Source organism: Aristophania vespae (assembly GCF_009906835.1).
In the GTDB taxonomy this organism is placed as follows: domain Bacteria; phylum Pseudomonadota; class Alphaproteobacteria; order Acetobacterales; family Acetobacteraceae; genus Aristophania; species Aristophania vespae.
The window spans coordinates 911611-927756 of record NZ_CP047652.1 but is presented as its reverse complement, the minus strand read 5'-3'; the positions used below and the strand labels follow the sequence as shown (position 1 = coordinate 927756).

Here is a 16146-nt window from a genome sequence, read left to right as displayed (position 1 = left end):
TTTGAAGAAAGAATATTTTAGCGTATTTTGACTGAGTATAAGCCACTAAATTTAGCATTAATGTTAAAATTTAGTGGCTTACTAAAAGGTTCTTACTTCACATTGGTGGTTCAATAGCCAGAAAGTCATCACAATGTTCTTTCTGGCTATAATTTACAGTCAGCTTAAGCGCGTTAAAGCGGCTTTCTGTTTGGTAATTTCTGCTTGAAATATTTCAAGTCTGTCACGATTTTCTTGAACAACTTCTGGCTTAGCGCGCGCTACGAAATTTTCATTGCTTAATTTGCGCTCTACCTTATCAATCTCTCCTTCAAGGCGAGATATTTCTTTTGTTAAGCGCGCTCTTTCAGCATCCAGGTCAATTAATCCTTCTAGTGGAATAATGATTGTAGCTTCATCCAGCACGATTTGGGCAGAACTTTTTGGCGCTTCACCTGTCAGACTTTTTATGGATGATGCTCTTGCCATGCGGCTGAGAGCCTCTTCCCATTGCTCAGCCCATGCAAATTTATGCTGAGCAGCATCTTTTAAAATTATAGGTGCTTTCTGAGAGGGAGGAACATTCATTTCTGAACGTACAGCCCGTACTTCTGTAATCAGTTTTATAAGCCAGTTTACTTCCTCACGAGCGTCTTCTGCGTGTAGAATTTTAGGTAGAACTGGCCATTTTGTTTCTTCTACAGCACCCTCATAGCCCAGTTTTGTCCATAAAGTCGATGTTACAAATGGGGTAATTGGGCTCATCATACGCAGTATAATAGAGAGTGTGTAAGCGCTGACTTTTTTAATTTCTTCTGTTTGGCTGCCAGTGCTATTTAAAAGCGGCTTTGAAAGCTCGAGGAACCAGTCGCAGAAAATATTCCATATGAAATGATAGCAGCAACGGGCGTAATCATCGAAACGCGAAGCCTCTAACGCGGCGTTGGCAGTGTCGGCTGCCTGACGTGCTTCTTCAATAATCCATCGTCCAAGAGTAGTTTGAACTGTTTCAGGATTAAAGCTTGAGTCAAACGCGGCTCCATTCATTTGAAGGAAACGAGCTGCATTCCATAATTTGGTAATGAAGGCACGATGTTCTTCAACGCGAGTGCGGCCTAACTTAATATCACGTCCAGGTCCTGCCCCGGCACAAATAGCCAGACGAGTGGCGTCCGCACCAAATTCTGCGATAAGATCAAGTGGATCGATACCATTGCCTTTTGATTTGGACATTTTCTGCCCTTTTTCATCACGCACTAAGCCATGAATAAGGACTTTATGGAATGGCACTTCCTGCATGAAGTGTAATCCCATCATCATCATTCTTGAGACCCAGAAAAAGATGATATCAAAACCTGTAACAAGGACTGATGTTGGGTAATAACGTTTCAGGCTATCGGTTTTTTCTGGCCATCCCAATGTTGAAAACGGCCAAAGAGCTGAGCTGAACCATGTATCAAGCACGTCTTCATCTTGTTGCAAGACAATAGATTCACCTGCCTGTGCCTGTGCCTCTTCTTTAGTTTCAGCTACGTAAGTTTTGCCGTCAGAGCCATACCATGCCGGAATACGATGACCCCACCAAAGCTGGCGGCTAATACACCATGGTTGCAAATCACGCATCCAGGCAAAAAATGTATTTTCCCACTGACGAGGTTCAAAAACAATTTTATCTGTTTCGACAGCTTTTATAGCCGGAACAGCCAATTTGGCAGCATCACAATACCATTGCAATGTAAGGCGCGGTTCCACAATGGCCCCGCCCCTGTCAGCCGTCGGCACTTGAAGGGTATGGGGCTCTATTTTCTCCAGAAATTCGAGACGTTCCAGTTCGGCTACAATTTTTTTGCGTGCTTCATCACGATGCAACCCAGCCAAAGCTTTTACAAAGGCTGGGTCGGCCAAACCTTCAACGGACTGAAGGTCATTTTCAATCTCGTCTAACCATATTAAAGCGCCTTCATCTAAGATTGTGATGGCCGAAAGATCGTGACGTTTACCAACTTCAAAATCATTAAAATCGTGAGCAGGTGTAATTTTTACAGCGCCTGTGCCTTTTTCAGGATCAGAATGCTCATCTCCAATAATAACTATTTCACGACCTGTAAGAGGTAGAATTAATGTTTGTCCGATAAGATCTTTATATCGTTCATCTTGTGGATTAACAGCCACGGCGACATCACCCAACATGGTTTCGGGGCGTGTTGTCGCAATGGTTATCGACTTATCACTATCTTTTAAAGGATAGCGAATATACCACATTGATCCTTTTACTTCACGGTTATTGACTTCTAAATCAGAAATAGCTGAGCGAAATTCCGGATCCCAATTTACAAGGCGCTTATCGCGATAGATAAAGCCTTCATTATAGAGCTGAACAAAAACCTTTTTTACAGCATTTGAAAGGCCCTCATCCATCGTAAAGCGTTCACGCTCCCAATCAGCTGAAATGCCTAATTTGCGAAGCTGATTGATAATTGTGCCGCCATATTCTTCTTTCCATTCCCATACACGCTTTGTAAAAGCATCGCGGCCAATTTTTTTTCGACTAATGCCTTCTTTATCGAGTGCACGTTCAACCACCATTTGTGTGGCTATGCCCGCATGATCTGTTCCAGGTTGAAACAGCACATTAGCACCCTTCTGGCGTTTCCAGCGAATTAATATATCTTGTAAAGTAAAGGTCAGAGCATGACCTAGGTGAAGTGTGCCTGTAACATTTGGTGGCGGGAACATTATAGAAAAAGCGTCTCCTTCTTTTGTCGGATCGGCTTTAAAGTCCCCTCTTTCTTCACTAATTCGATAGCACTCGGCCTCGTAATTTTGAGGTATGAAATTTTTTTCTAACTGAGACTCTTTGAGTGAAGAGTTATATTGCTCTGACATGGTTTTCCAATAATTAGGGTCAAATTTATGGTTGGCTTAGATTAACGTAGCTTGAACTTTAATCGAAGAGCTCTTTTAAAAATGATGGCAAAATTTAACGTCCTGGTTGATTAACAGCGTAATCTCCCGTTCCCCATAGACGACCATCAACAGCTTTAAAATAAGCTTTTTCATCATATAAAGGGACATTCAGTTTAAGATCTATCGCTGTTAAACGGCCAATAGCTGCTGCTGTTGAATATGAACTAAAAACGTAGGTCGCAATATTTTGCACCAATGTTTGCTGAGCTTGCAAAAGTGTTTGCTGTTGCTGCAAAACTTCTAACGTACTGCTTGTGCCTAAAAGTGCCTGTCTCTCAACCCCTGCTAACGCTGCAACCCCGGCTGAAACAGCAAGTTTGTTGCTTTTAATGCTTTCTTTTGAAGCAAGCATTTGTTGCCAGCTAGCCGCAGCTTTCTGTAAGGCTAACCTTCTTTGCACATTGACTTCATGGTGAGCTGTTTCTGCATTTTGTCGTGCCTGCCTGACGGCGGCATATTCCGTTCCACCTTGATAAATTGGAATCTGAAAGGCAAGCTGGGCATATTTATTATCAGCACTTGAATGACCTGAACCCTGATTGCGTGTATTTTGATATCCTAATTCAGCACTAACCTTAGGTAAAATTGCCGCCATCTGAACCGAAACAGAGTCTTTTTGTTGTGCTTCGGTAAAAAGGGCAGCAATAACGCTAGGGTTGTTATGCACAGCCTGAGAAATGACTTCTTTTTCATTTTTAACAGGTAAAATTAAAGCTTGCGGTGGTTTTAAATTAGGGGCAGCCGGGACACCTACCGTTTGAGCATATGTTGCCTGGGACTGCTGTAAAATACCTTCGGCTTCCTGCCTTTGTGCTGAGGCAGTTGCCAAGGCGCCCTGAGCCTGAGCAACGTCAGTGCGGCTAAGCTCACCTAAGCGAAAACGTTTATTTGTGGCATTAAGCTGCTGTCTTAGTACTTTTTCATTATTTAAGCTGATCTGTAGAAGTTGCTCATTTTGTACCACACTTACATAAGCATTGACTGTCGCCAATAAAACTTCTTGTTCGGTAGCAATTAAGCGTGCCCTTTGCGCCATAATCTGGTTTTTGGCCAGCCGAATGCCTGCAATAGTACGACCACCCTGATAAATGGGCTGGGTTATTGTCACTCCTGCGGAATATCCAGGCGTCGCATAGCTTTGGCCGCTATGTATCGGCATTTGGATTGGTTTTTGGCCTGGTATATTAACAGATTGCATCGAGACACTATCATTATTACCTTCGTAATAACTTAGGGCTCCTGATCCTTGAATTATAGGACGCCACCCGCTTTGAGCAGCAGGCATTTGCTCATCAATAGATCGTAATTGTGCTCGAGCTTCTCTTAATTGTGGATTAGTTGAATAAGCCGTAGCCAGGGCCTGGCGTAGAGTATGGGGCACAAAGTCTGGCGACCCCTTCCCGTCATAAGTCTGCGCCATAAGATTTTGACTAACCAGGGCAGAATATAAGCCTAAACCAAATTTGAATGAAAAACGCATAAAAACAATTCTTTTCAGGTCCGTGCTCATAATGACTGAACCTTACGCTATAAGCACAAGGAATAAAATATAAAGTCATTTAATTTAGATGAGGATTTTATTCTTTTTCAAAAAGCACCTTATTTTGTCAAATTCCCCTTGACGAAACGATTATAAAAGGTAATACAACGTTCACCTTTCTAGGTCTGGTGGCAGAATGGTGATGCAGCGGACTGCAAATCCGCGAACGTGGGTTCGATTCCCGCCCAGACCTCCAAAAATCTGTCATATTATTGTTTGTCTCTAAAAATTGAGACCACTCTGCATAATTGAATGAGTGACGGGTTCAACATAGTTTTTTCGATAAAAGTCTTGCTTTATGCGTTGTTTGGTTACGGGAGGAGCGGGATTCATCGGCAGCCACGTAACGCTTGGTCTTGTTGAAGCAGGTCATGAAGTTGTTGTAATTGATAATCTTTTAACAGGCCACGAAATGGCCTTGCCGCCAAATGTAAAGCTTGAGCGGGTTGATCTTAATAATGCAAAAGAAACAGATCGTGTTCTTTCACAAGGCCCCTGGGATGTGGTGCTACATTTTGCAGCTTTGTCTTCAGTTGCGGATTCAATTAAGCACCCTACGCATTATTTGCGTGCCAACATTATAACATCACTAAATCTTATTAGATCTTGCATAAGATATAACGTAAAAAATTTTGTTTTCTCCTCTACAGCGTCTATATTCGGTGGGGAAAATTTTTCTTCAATTATTCCTGCCACTGCGCCTATTCGCCCCTCCTCACCTTATGGCGAAAGTAAATTTTACATTGAACAGGTCTTAAAATGGGCAGATCGTGTCTATAATATGCGTTATGCGTGCCTGCGCTACTTTAATGCAGCCGGTGCTGATATAGAAGGAAGATTAGGTGAAGATCACCAACCTGAAACTCACCTTATACCACTTGCTATAGATGCTCTTTTAGGACTACGTCCTCCCCTAAAGTTATATGGCAATAACTATCCAACACATGATGGAACATGCATACGCGATTATGTTCATGTTACTGATTTAGCTGATGCTCATATTCGCGTAATTGAAAAATTAAAATATGGTTCCGTTACGTATAATCTTGGGAGTGGAAAAGGGTTCAGTAATTTAGAAATTATTAGAGAAATAGAGCGTATTTCGGGCAAAAAGCTCCCCTGGTCATGGGCTGAACCGCGCCCAGGTGATTCTGCATTTTTAGTTGCAGATTCAAGAGCTTTTCAATCAGAATGTGGGTGGCAACCTCGTAATGGTGATATAGGCGTTATTATTGAATCTGCTTTAAATTGGAGAAAAAATAATCCGTATGGCTATAAAACAGGTCACAGATAATATAAACTTGAACTGATTATCTAATATTTAGTGAAATTAGCAGCTAATTTTATCAAGAAATTAAATTATAATATTCGAAATGAAACTTGAAAATTAAGTAAAAAATAAATATTTAATTTTATTTTAAAAACTAACTTTAATTAGTGACCATGTATTAATAGTTATTTCAGAAAAATTGTAAATATTGCAAAAAATTTATTAAATACGAATTTTTATAAAAATTAACTTTATTTGTAAAAATAATTTCTTTAAGTAAAAAATCAGAACATTTATTCGATATTATATATATTAAAAATAAATACGTCTATTCAGGAAGTTAGATTGCATACTGATTTAAATAATGAAAAATAATAATTTTAGCTTTATAAATATATGTAAATTTTAAAAACATGATAATGATCAAAGTGCAAAATATATTAGTAATTTTATTAAGCTATTTTGAAAGTTAATCATAAAATTTTTTCCAATTTAAATACATTAATACGATGTAAAATCTTATAATCTTTAACCCGCTTTAAGTTGCATTACACAAAAAGCGAGCCAAAATTGCTTAAAAAAGGCTTTTTTAAAAAGAAATGTTTTTAAATATGTAATCCCTGCTTATTTATAATAAATTTTTGCACATTCATTATTATGTTCAATTTTAAAAACAGCGTCTTTTTCATCATCTGAATTATGATAGCCTTCTTTTTCATCAGCTAAAATTCTTTCTACTTGCCACGCACAGGAAGAGTTAGGATGGTGAGAAACCACCCAGGCGGCTTCTTCAGCGTTTTTTTGTGTAACTCCTGCATGTCTTAAAAGTGCTACCGCTTTTTTGTCCTGTTTTTTAAATAAAGAGGCTAAAGAGTTTGCGTGAACATATGGCGGGGGTGATGAAAGTTTTATATTTAAATTTTTTCTCTCACATAAATGCTTATCTGTAATTTCCTTAACAAGGGCATTATCAACATCATTTGAGGCAAACTTTTTAAAAAGATCGGGCCTCACAAATTTCATTTCATGATACCCAGCTAAATGCATTGCATATATAGCACAATTAGATTGTGGTTTGTGAGCTATGGCCCAAATTGCTAAACGTGCTGTATGAGTTGAAAGGCCTTTTTTTGTCAAAAGCTGTTCATCTTTGGCTCGTCGAGAATGTAGAGCCGTAATATACTTTGAATGAGGCGTTTCCAGTTTAGCTAATGTGCTTGAACTGGTTTTTGATATATGAGTTGGAAGAGGAATAAAAGGAGTATCAAGCATAACATCTTTTGATTGCGCTTGTGAAAAAGCTAAGCAGGATAAAGTTAGTATTCCTAGTATAACGAAATTTTTAGACATATCTTTCACTCCAAATTCAAGCAACCTGCTTGCTTAAATAAGGTAAAAAGTCAAGCTTAGCCATATAATTTAAAACTGTATTTGAAACGTTTGTTAAAAAAATCGCAATTAAAAAAACTAAAGTAAATTAAAATTTTAAAAATTTATGTAATTATAATAAAATTATTAAAAAGTTTTTTTTATTTTTGATTGCTTAATTGAGAGTGAAAGCTGTATTGATCTAAATATCATGAATTAAATTTTTATGACAGCTTGCTTATTATATATTTAGATCTATTCACTCTCACAATTAGAGGTTTTAACAAAATTTTACCTCGTTTTTACTCAATTTCTCGCCAAGTGTTCATACATATAATTATGCAAATCTTGGATAAAATTAAGTATTGTAAAACGTCTTTTTTTAATTTTATTGACTAATGACTTCCTGCTTTAAAAGGATTACGAACCACATCTTTTTCGGTCCATTTAGGGAAATCAGGAACTGGACCGAGCCTGTCATCATTCACTAACCAAAGAATATCTTCTCTGGTTGGCTTTTTACCAAGAAGTAGCAATCCAAAAGCGGCTATCCTGCAATCAGATCTCTCTGCGGAGTAAATTGCAATTTTGACCATTTCATGCAAAATAGAGTCTGTTTTGAGAATACGAGTATCCCCTTCACTCGCAACCCAGTCGTAAACTTCTTGTAATGCATTTTCTACAAAGTCATGTGTGCCCATAAGTTTAAACTTCCCGAAGGTTGGACGGATAATCCGGTATTCTGCTATTTAAATCAAAAAGCAATAAAAAATATGTTAATTTAAATGCTCTGTATAAAATTTAGACAAGTTACAATATTTTCTTAATAAATATAAAAATAGTTAATTAGAATAAAAAAATATTAATTATAGTTAAACTGAAAAAATTAATCTAAGTTTCGATTTTTTTTCCGCTTATTAGTAACCCTAACTTCAACAGCTTCTAAAAAGCAATTTAAAGATTTCTTAAATTTACAAAAAAAGCTAAATCATGGTTTAGCAGTCATTTGCTTTTGGTAATCATGACATAATGTATGAAAATATAGCAAATAGTGACATGATTACCAAAATCTAAAGTAATAAATAATTATGCTATTTTAAGTCCAATAATAACTAATTATTTCCTATAAAGGAAAGAACAGATTGAACAAAAACAATAACATATATATTTACAAAAATCAGTGCTCAGAAATGGCTTCTTCAATTTTCTTTTTAAGAGTATCAACATAGTCAAGTTTTAGACTTTTTACTGCTTTTACCCGTTTGCTGGATGTCTGCAAAATGAGCCATTTGAATGGTACGATGGAACCGACAAGGCATTTACCAAACATTATTATAAAGAAAACTGACAAATATACACATAAAATAGATTGGACTCCATTTAGATCTCCAAAAAAACTTTTAAGCATCCCCCAGCTAAAAGCTCCCCATAAGAATACACCTAATATATAAAGATATCTTTTTCCTATCTTTATATAGACAGTATTTATAGCTCTAACTGAAATAGATTTTTCCTTTTTTAAGTAAGGTATTTTTTTTATAGAAACTATGCTTTTGTTGATAGAGATTCTTTTGTCATCATAAATTAAATTGTTTGCCATTTCTTCACCTTATAAGAAACCCCGAATATGTCGGAATTAATCTAGAGTTAGTCTTGTAATTACGAGATTTCACCCTTTTAAATCATAATTTTGGATTAATTACTTTTTTTTAAAAAATTGTCAACTGAACTAAAATTTTTATTTTGTAAAAAAATAAAATCTGTATGGATTAATAAATATTTTCTCGTTTTGCGTAGTTAAAAATTGTCACATAGTTATATTAAATTTTTTAGATATTTATAGGATTCTTCGGTTAATTTCAGTAAATATAAAACCATTTCATGATTTATAACATCCTATTCTGTATATTTTGTTATAATGCCATTGTATGATTGTTCTAGATAAGGAAGGTAGCATTCTTTTTAAGAAAATACTGTAAGTTTCCGTAGTTTTTTAGAAACACAATAATCAATTATTATTTATGTTTACTCCTGCTAAACTGAATCTAGCATTACAAACTTCTTTGACTCCATCTGCATCATAAAATGACAACTTAATATTTTCTAGTTTCCATAGTGTATAAAAGGCCAGATTAATGTTCTTCTGGTGTTAGGTTTTAGGTGAGGCTTTGCAGAGGAAATATTACAGCACTCATAGTGATTGCAGTATATAATATTTTTCGTAAAAGCCTCAAGACGTAGTTTAATGAAACTTTAAACCCTTTGTCTTACTAAATGTAAATATTTTTAAATATAAGTTGACAATGTGTAACTACTAATCATAAAAATTGAGTTTTTTAATATTATAATAGTTTATCGTGTTTTTAATTTGATAGCTTAAGTTATGCAACTGACAAGCTTTATTTGATTATAAAGTCTACATGTAAAAATGTGCATTATTCAGTTGATTAAGCACATATTTTGGTAGTGACATTGTTCGATAAAAATTTTCTTCACGAATGCTTGATTTCTGGCTGATATAAAAGGCTTTTAGCAAAAATTCTAAATTTTAATCTAAAAACCAAAAACACAAATGTTAGACAGAAGGGAGCAAATTTTTAATATAAACAAAGCTATCTAAAAAACTCCAGATCATAATATAATTTTCGGGTGTCTTTTTAGAACTGCTGGCGGAGGGGATGGGATTCGAACCCACGGTACGACTTGACATCGTACAACGGTTTAGCAAACCGCCGCCTTCAGCCACTCGGCCACCCCTCCGCTTTGTCACGCAGATCACACGGCGTTTGCAAAACTGTTCTTAAGGGTAAAATGCTTATTCGTCAAACCCTTAAGAACATATTTTTTAATTTTTATGCATTTAATAGTTTTTTGAGCAGTTCATTTACAATGGCAGGATTAGCTTTTCCTTTCATTGCCTTCATCGTTTGTCCAACGAAAAAGCCAAAAAGCTTGTCTTTTCCGCTTTTGTACTCGGCAACCTTATCAGCATTTGCATCCAAGATGTCTTGTATTGATTTCTCAATAGCACCAGTATCTGTAACTTGCTTAAGACCCTTACGTTCCACAATCTCTTTGGCTGATTCACCAGTTTCGACCATGTCTTCAAGGACTTCTTTTGCGATTTTTCCGTTAATTGTCGAATCACTAATGAGACTCAGCAATTCACGCAGGCCCTGGGCACTAACAGGGCTATCTTCAATAGAACGACCTGTGCGGTTTAGAGCTGCGAAGAAATCGCCTAATATCCAGTTAGTTGCCAAACGGGCGTCAGCATCTTTTGCGACTTCTTCATAGAAATCAGCTACATTTTGTTCAGCAGTCAGAACAGCTGATTCATATGCAGAGACACCATATTCTTTTTCAAGGCGTGCTCTTTTATCTTCTGGTAGCTCAGGGAGGGCCGCTTTAAGTTCATCTACCCAGCTCTGCTCAATTTCGAGGGGTAGCAGGTCAGGATCAGGGAAATAACGGTAATCGTGAGCGTCTTCTTTATTACGAAGAGACCGTGTCTCACTTTTTAAATGATCAAAGAGGCGTGTTTCTTGATCTACAGTGCCACCAGATTCCCAAATTTCGACCTGACGTGTTGCTTCAACCTCAATTGCCTGCATGACATAACGCACGGAGTTGACGTTTTTAATTTCACATCTTGTGCGGTATTCTTCACCCTCTTTACGAACAGATACATTAACATCTGCACGCATTGAGCCTTCTTCCATATTGCCATCACAAGTGCCGAGATAGCGTAATATTTGACGAAGTTTGCGTAAATAAGCCCCGGCTTCTTCTGGTGAGCGTATGTCAGGTTCGCTGACAATTTCCATTAAAGCAACGCCAGCACGATTTAAATCAATAAAAGAGCGTGTCGGATCCTGGTCGTGAATGGATTTGCCTGCATCCTGCTCCAGATGAAGGCGTGTAATACCAATTTGGCGTTTCGTGCCGTCAGCAAGCTCAATTTCGACAACGCCCTTACCAACAATCGGAAATTCAAATTGACTAATTTGATAACCAAAAGGAAGGTCAGCATAAAAATAATTTTTACGATCAAAACGGCTAAAAAGATTGATCTCTGCTTTTAGACCTAATCCGGTTCTGACAGCCTGAGCAACGCATTCCTGATTTAAAACAGGCAACATTCCCGGAAAAGCAGCATCAACCAGACTTACATGCGTGTTAGGTTCAGCACCATATTCAGCCGAAGCACCAGAAAATAGCTTCGATTTACTGACAACCTGAGCATGGACTTCTAGGCCGATGACGACTTCCCATTCTCCGGTCTCACCTTGGATACGATAAGCGCTCATGCTGTAACTCCTGCGTGGAGTGTGGGACGATGATTAAATGACGCAGCCTGTTCTAGCACGTAACCTGCTGAAATAAGGGTCTCTTCATCAAAGTAGCGGCCAATTAACTGTAGCCCAAGCGGTACGCCTTCGCTGCTTAGCCCAGCAGGAACAGATAATGCAGGAACGCCGGCAAGGCTGGCGGGTACTGTGAAAATGTCATTGAGATAAACCTGCACGGGATCTGTAGGGCTTTCATCCCATGCAAAAGCACCTGATGGTGCGGTTGGTGTCAAAATAACATCCACTTTCTCATAAGCATTGAGGAAATCCTGCTTTATGAGAGATCTGACTTTTTGAGCGCGTAAATAATAAGCGTCATAATAACCAGAAGAAAGCACGTAGGTACCAAGAAGGATACGGCGTTTTACTTCATTACCGAAATTTGTGCCGCGTGTGTTTTCGTAAAGCTCGTCTAGAGTTTTACCTGGCACGCGCTCACTAAATCTAACACCATCATAACGCGCTAAGTTGGAGGATGCTTCTGCCAAGGCTGCAATATAATATGTGGGTAGTCCATATTTGGTATGAGGCAATGAAATCTCAATAATTTCAGCACCAGCGTCTTTAAGCCAGCTAATACCCTGATCCCACAAAGCCTGAATTTCGGCTGATAGTCCATTAGTACGATATTCTTTGGGTACACCAACCCGCAGGCCTTTGATGCTTTTACCCAGTGCCGCTTCGTAATGAGGAACTTTGACATCAACACTGGTAGAATCTTTTGGATCAAACCCTGCCATTGCTTCAAGCATAATAGCGCAATCGCTCACATTACGTGCCATTGGCCCTGCCTGATCGAGTGAACTTGCGAAAGCAATGGTGCCAAAACGTGAGCAACGCCCATATGTTGGTTTAATGCCTGTAATACCACAATATGAAGCAGGTTGACGGATAGAGCCGCCTGTATCAGTGCCCGTAGCACCAAGAACCAGACCAGCTGCCACAGCAGCAGCTGAGCCACCTGAAGAACCACCAGCTACAAGACGCTTATCTGAACCCTTTTTTTTCCAAGGGTTTTCGACACCACCAAATGCTGAAGTCAGATTGGTTGACCCCATAGCAAATTCGTCAAGATTTAACTTACCCATAAAGATAGCGCCGTTTTTGAGCAAATTAGCTGTAACGGTGCTTTCATATGGTGGAATAAAGTTTTTTAGAATATTGCTTCCTGCTGTTGTGCGAACATTATGTGTTGCAAACAGATCTTTAATTCCGAGCGGAATGCCCGTGAGAGATCCTCCCTCGCCGCGTTGTAAGGCTTGATCGGCCTCTTTCGCTTTTTCAAGAGCCTGGTCTAATGTGCGGGTTATAAAACTATTTAAACGGCCATCCAGGCGTTCAATAGCTTCGCTATGTGATTTTATTAACTCTTGAGCTGTTAATTTTTTTGCCTTTAAGGCATCACGTGCTTGAGTTAATGTAAGGTCAAACTGATAAGACATTATTCAACCACCTTGGGCACTGTGTAAAAAGGTCCGTCTCGGTCAGGCGCGTTTGAAAGAACGGCTTCCTGACAGTTGCCATCTGTAACGCGATCTTCACGTAACCGGGCACGGGCAAGATCTGTCCCAACCATAGGTTTAACGTTGGTGATATCGACTTCGTTTAATTGTTCAACCCAGCCTAAAATGCCTTGCATTTCCTGCTGATATGTTGAGATTTCTTCTGATGAGAGGCCAATCCGTGCAAGCCTCGCCATTTTTGAAACTGTTTTCGCATCGAGCGACATGGGTGGTCCTAAGAATAAGAAATAAAATTAAGGTAGCTTTTCAGCATGTTTATAGATCATAAAGCTTGAATATGTTATATTTCAATCCACACGATCTCCGCCAGCAGGTGCAAGCACCGCGCCGTATTTTGGGCATAGACCCAGGTTCCAAACAACTTGGCCTTGCTCTAACTGATGTTCAGCTAATTTTAGCGTCTCCTTTCAAGACCATTAAAAGGCAGAAATTATCAGTTCTAATACAAGAATTTAATAATATTTGTAAGGCTCAAGATGTGGCAGCCTTGGTAATAGGCTTGCCTCTTTCTTTAGATGGCACAGACGGACCAGCTGCACATGCTGCACGGGACTGGGGAAAAGATTTAGCAGAAAGACTAAACCTTCCCTATAGTTTATGGGATGAGCGACTTTCATCCAGTGCTGTAAATCGATTTTTGGTTAAAGAAATGGACCTTACGCGTAAAAAGCGTAATGAAGTCGTCGATAAATTAGCCGCCTCTTATATTTTACAGGGCTGGTTAGATGCCACGGCTCAAAGGAAAACCCCAGCTTATTAAGCTGGGGCTGAATTAATTTTCAAGCTTGACGCCAATCGCCCCAGTCAGTCGAAACTGAACTATTATTATAGGCGGCTTCATATATAGCTTTTATGAGACGCAAATCCTGCATACCCTCTTCTCCGGTTGCCAGAGTTTCACTTTTTCGAGCAATAGAGATAGGTAAATGGTCTAATTGAGCGGAGAACTGGTTTAGTTGATCAAACTTAAATGTTGATTTGAACGATGAGATATGATGCATGGATTGACGTAAGCTAACTTTATTAGCCCAATAAGTTGTTGCGGGATCTAGCAATAAAGTGGCTTTGTCGCCTATCAAGCTAAAATGTGATGTTACATTTGTACTATAAGAACAAATCCCATGAGAGACGACACCAGAGCGATAGAACATTGCCCACAAGATCCTGTCTTCAACTTCTTTAAAGATAGGGTTGTCAGTGGGAACAAATGTAGCTTTAACTTCTATTGGATCTTCGTTTAGAAGATATCGGCTTCCGTTAATACCATAAATTCCATTATCTATTAATGATCCTCCACCAGCGAGTTTTTTATTTAAACGCCATTGGCCGGCAGAGTCAGTCGGGTTGAGCATCTGAGCATTAGTCGTTTCTATAATTTTAAGTTTGCCTAGCTGGTCACCGCAAGCAATAGAAATGGCCTTTTGAGTTACCGGATCAAAATGACAGCGATAGCCAATCATTAATTTCTTTCCGGCTTCTTTCCCGGCCTTTATCATATTTTGACATTCTTCAACTGTCACAGCCATAGGCTTTTCGCACAAAACATGTTTGCCAGCCTTAAAAGCGCGTATTGTAAACTCGGCATGAAGTGAGTTTGGAAGGATAATATATACGGCATCTATTTCGGGATCATCGGCAATTTTGTCAAAATCCTCATAAGAATAGAGATGAGATTTTTCGATGCCATATTGTTCTGCAATACGGTTGGATTTTTCTTTATTGCCACTGACTAAGGCGGTAACACAGGCGTGCTGACACTCTGAAAAAGCTGGCAAAATTTGATTTATGGCATAATTTCCCAACCCAACAATAGCATAACCAAATTTGCGAGGTTCGCAGGCCAGGAGGCGGGTAAAGTTAGGAAAAACCCGGCCAGCTACTTTATTGGAAAGTGGAGGAAGAGTGCCTGATTGTTGTTTATTTTTAGAGGCATTTTCTTGATTTAAGTTTATTCTCATTGAATGAACCCCTCCTCATTTTTAAAATCCTGGAGTAATCAATCCAGCTTGAATGGTGTTAGGGACATTCTCATAAACTAAATATATAAATTTTTTCTGCACAATTAATAACATATTTGTTACCTAGTTTAATTTATTTAACATTATAATTTATTTTATTCTTTTTGAAAAAAAGGAATAATAGTTAATAATATTATAAACATTTTAAGATCGGATTTTTTGCAAAATAATCTATAAATTGTTTCAAATACCATGTTGTGATAGCAAATTTTTAATAAAATTATGTAGGGATTTTTGAACGGAGCCTATAATTGATTTTTTCTATAGAAAAAGAGAGCTACATATCTCACGACTCTTTTTCTTTTATAGAAGCGACTGAGTCCCCGCTTTTTATATCGTCACCACATTCGGGGCGTGTTTATCCTAGCCAATTTATAAACCAGACAAAGCTTCCTTTTCTTGATTTACAAAAAATGGAAGATCGCTTTGTTGATCAGATTTTGGAAGATGTGCCCCATAATGATATAGGGCTGATAAAAGCCCTTTTTGCGCGAAGCTATTGTGATGTAAATAGAAACTGGCGTGAATTAGACCCAATTTTATTTACGCCTCCTCTTGATGCAAAAAATCTTTTAATTACACAGCGCGTTCAGGCAGGATATGGAGTTATTCCGCGTTGTGTTGGCCCTGGTAAGGTAATTTACAGTCATACTTTACCTGTAGAAGACGCTGAAAAACGATTAGGGTTATATTGGTCACCTTTTCATACAAAATTGTATGAAGCTCTAAGTGTTATTTATCAAAAATTTGGTTTTGCTGTTTTATTTGATATCCATTCAATGCCACCTCTTTTTCAGACGCGAAAATGTGACATCGTTCTCGGTAATCGTCATGGCAGATCGTGTTCACCAGCACTTTTAAGGTTTGTTCAGTTGGCGTTTGAAGAAAGAGGCTATAATGTGCAGATTAACTCACCCTATGCTGGTGGTTTTATAACGCATTATTATGGAATGCCTCATAAACATTTTCATTCTTTGCAAATTGAAATATGTCGCTCTCTTTATTTAAATCATGCAACTTTAGCGTTAACACGTCACTTTCAAACCATCAAAGATGATATGACATCTATATTATGTAATGTCTCAAGATGGTTGTTAAATGAAGAAAACCGTAAGTTATTTTTATAATA

General features: G+C 38.2%; 12 protein-coding genes and 2 tRNA genes. 4 read left to right on the top strand and 10 right to left on the bottom strand.

What is annotated here, in order from left to right; translation table 11 throughout:
- Window positions 1-159: 159 nt before the first annotated feature.
- Both GT348_RS04140 and GT348_RS04135 read right to left on the bottom strand, forming a co-directional pair.
- A complete protein-coding gene (locus GT348_RS04140; protein ID WP_160618640.1) occupies window positions 160-2865 on the bottom strand; it encodes a valine--tRNA ligase in 2706 nt (901 codons plus the stop codon).
- A gap of 94 nt (window positions 2866-2959) precedes the next feature.
- A complete protein-coding gene (locus tag GT348_RS04135; protein WP_408865153.1) occupies window positions 2960-4426 on the bottom strand; it encodes a TolC family outer membrane protein in 1467 nt (488 codons plus the stop codon).
- A gap of 182 nt (window positions 4427-4608) precedes the next feature.
- Here GT348_RS04135 and GT348_RS04130 point away from each other — a divergent pair.
- Together GT348_RS04130 and galE are read left to right on the top strand one after the other, a co-directional pair.
- Window positions 4609-4682: transfer RNA gene (locus tag GT348_RS04130), tRNA-Cys, on the top strand.
- 102 nt (window positions 4683-4784) lie between these two features.
- On the top strand, window positions 4785-5780 hold the full coding sequence (gene galE, locus GT348_RS04125) for a UDP-glucose 4-epimerase GalE (protein ID WP_160618639.1): 996 nt from the start codon (window positions 4785-4787) through the stop codon (window positions 5778-5780).
- A 600-nt stretch (window positions 5781-6380) separates the two neighbouring features.
- On the opposite strand, the gene GT348_RS04120 is transcribed toward galE, so the two are convergent.
- From GT348_RS04120 to gatC, 7 genes are all read right to left on the bottom strand, one after another.
- Complete coding sequence (locus GT348_RS04120; protein ID WP_160618638.1) at window positions 6381-7106, bottom strand: hypothetical protein; 726 nt, start codon at window positions 7104-7106, stop codon at window positions 6381-6383.
- Between the two features lie 413 nt (window positions 7107-7519).
- Window positions 7520-7825, bottom strand: coding sequence for a hypothetical protein (locus GT348_RS04115; protein WP_160618637.1), 306 nt, complete (start codon window positions 7823-7825; stop codon window positions 7520-7522).
- A gap of 476 nt (window positions 7826-8301) precedes the next feature.
- Window positions 8302-8724 (bottom strand): hypothetical protein, encoded by a 423-nt coding sequence (locus tag GT348_RS04110; protein WP_160618636.1) that lies wholly within the window; start codon window positions 8722-8724, stop codon window positions 8302-8304.
- 1067 nt (window positions 8725-9791) lie between these two features.
- Window positions 9792-9884 (bottom strand) — tRNA-Ser (locus tag GT348_RS04105).
- A gap of 92 nt (window positions 9885-9976) precedes the next feature.
- Window positions 9977-11434, bottom strand: a complete 1458-nt coding sequence (gatB, locus tag GT348_RS04100) for an Asp-tRNA(Asn)/Glu-tRNA(Gln) amidotransferase subunit GatB (protein ID WP_160618635.1) — start codon at window positions 11432-11434, stop codon at window positions 9977-9979.
- Window positions 11431-12918 carry an Asp-tRNA(Asn)/Glu-tRNA(Gln) amidotransferase subunit GatA gene (gene gatA / locus GT348_RS04095; RefSeq protein WP_160618634.1) on the bottom strand — a complete coding sequence of 496 codons (1488 nt, stop codon included), beginning with the start codon at window positions 12916-12918 and terminating at the stop codon, window positions 11431-11433. Before gatA ends, gatB begins: the two co-directional genes overlap by 4 nt.
- Window positions 12918-13205 (bottom strand): Asp-tRNA(Asn)/Glu-tRNA(Gln) amidotransferase subunit GatC, encoded by a 288-nt coding sequence (gene gatC, locus GT348_RS04090; RefSeq protein WP_160618633.1) that lies wholly within the window; start codon window positions 13203-13205, stop codon window positions 12918-12920. The genes gatA and gatC overlap by 1 nt, the downstream gene beginning before the upstream one ends.
- A gap of 71 nt (window positions 13206-13276) precedes the next feature.
- On the opposite strand from gatC, the gene ruvX reads away from it, so the two are divergent.
- Complete coding sequence (ruvX, locus tag GT348_RS04085; protein WP_160618632.1) at window positions 13277-13759, top strand: Holliday junction resolvase RuvX; 483 nt, start codon at window positions 13277-13279, stop codon at window positions 13757-13759.
- Between the two features lie 19 nt (window positions 13760-13778).
- Here the strand turns inward: ruvX and GT348_RS04080 are convergent, their stop codons facing one another.
- Window positions 13779-14957, bottom strand: coding sequence for a Gfo/Idh/MocA family protein (locus tag GT348_RS04080; protein ID WP_160618631.1), 1179 nt, complete (start codon window positions 14955-14957; stop codon window positions 13779-13781).
- A gap of 311 nt (window positions 14958-15268) precedes the next feature.
- Between GT348_RS04080 and GT348_RS04075 the strand changes: the two genes are divergently transcribed.
- The gene (locus tag GT348_RS04075) at window positions 15269-16144 is read left to right on the top strand and encodes an N-formylglutamate amidohydrolase (protein ID WP_160618630.1); all 876 of its coding nucleotides are present in this window, start codon (window positions 15269-15271) and stop codon (window positions 16142-16144) included.
- Window positions 16145-16146 lie beyond the last annotated feature (2 nt).

What these genes read in the sequence shown, in the direction of transcription:
- GT348_RS04140 (WP_160618640.1), bottom strand. Translation starts at nt 2,865, where the DNA reads ATGTCAGAGCAATATAACTCTTCACTCAAAGAGTCTCAGTTAGAAAAA.
- GT348_RS04135 (WP_408865153.1), bottom strand. Translation starts at nt 4,426, where the DNA reads ATGCGTTTTTCATTCAAATTTGGTTTAGGCTTATATTCTGCCCTGGTT.
- galE (WP_160618639.1), top strand. Translation starts at nt 4,785, where the DNA reads ATGCGTTGTTTGGTTACGGGAGGAGCGGGATTCATCGGCAGCCACGTA.
- GT348_RS04120 (WP_160618638.1), bottom strand. Translation starts at nt 7,106, where the DNA reads ATGTCTAAAAATTTCGTTATACTAGGAATACTAACTTTATCCTGCTTA.
- GT348_RS04115 (WP_160618637.1), bottom strand. Translation starts at nt 7,825, where the DNA reads ATGGGCACACATGACTTTGTAGAAAATGCATTACAAGAAGTTTACGAC.
- GT348_RS04110 (WP_160618636.1), bottom strand. Translation starts at nt 8,724, where the DNA reads ATGGCAAACAATTTAATTTATGATGACAAAAGAATCTCTATCAACAAA.
- gatB (WP_160618635.1), bottom strand. Translation starts at nt 11,434, where the DNA reads ATGAGCGCTTATCGTATCCAAGGTGAGACCGGAGAATGGGAAGTCGTC.
- gatA (WP_160618634.1), bottom strand. Translation starts at nt 12,918, where the DNA reads ATGTCTTATCAGTTTGACCTTACATTAACTCAAGCACGTGATGCCTTA.
- gatC (WP_160618633.1), bottom strand. Translation starts at nt 13,205, where the DNA reads ATGTCGCTCGATGCGAAAACAGTTTCAAAAATGGCGAGGCTTGCACGG.
- ruvX (WP_160618632.1), top strand. Translation starts at nt 13,277, where the DNA reads ATGTTATATTTCAATCCACACGATCTCCGCCAGCAGGTGCAAGCACCG.
- GT348_RS04080 (WP_160618631.1), bottom strand. Translation starts at nt 14,957, where the DNA reads ATGAGAATAAACTTAAATCAAGAAAATGCCTCTAAAAATAAACAACAA.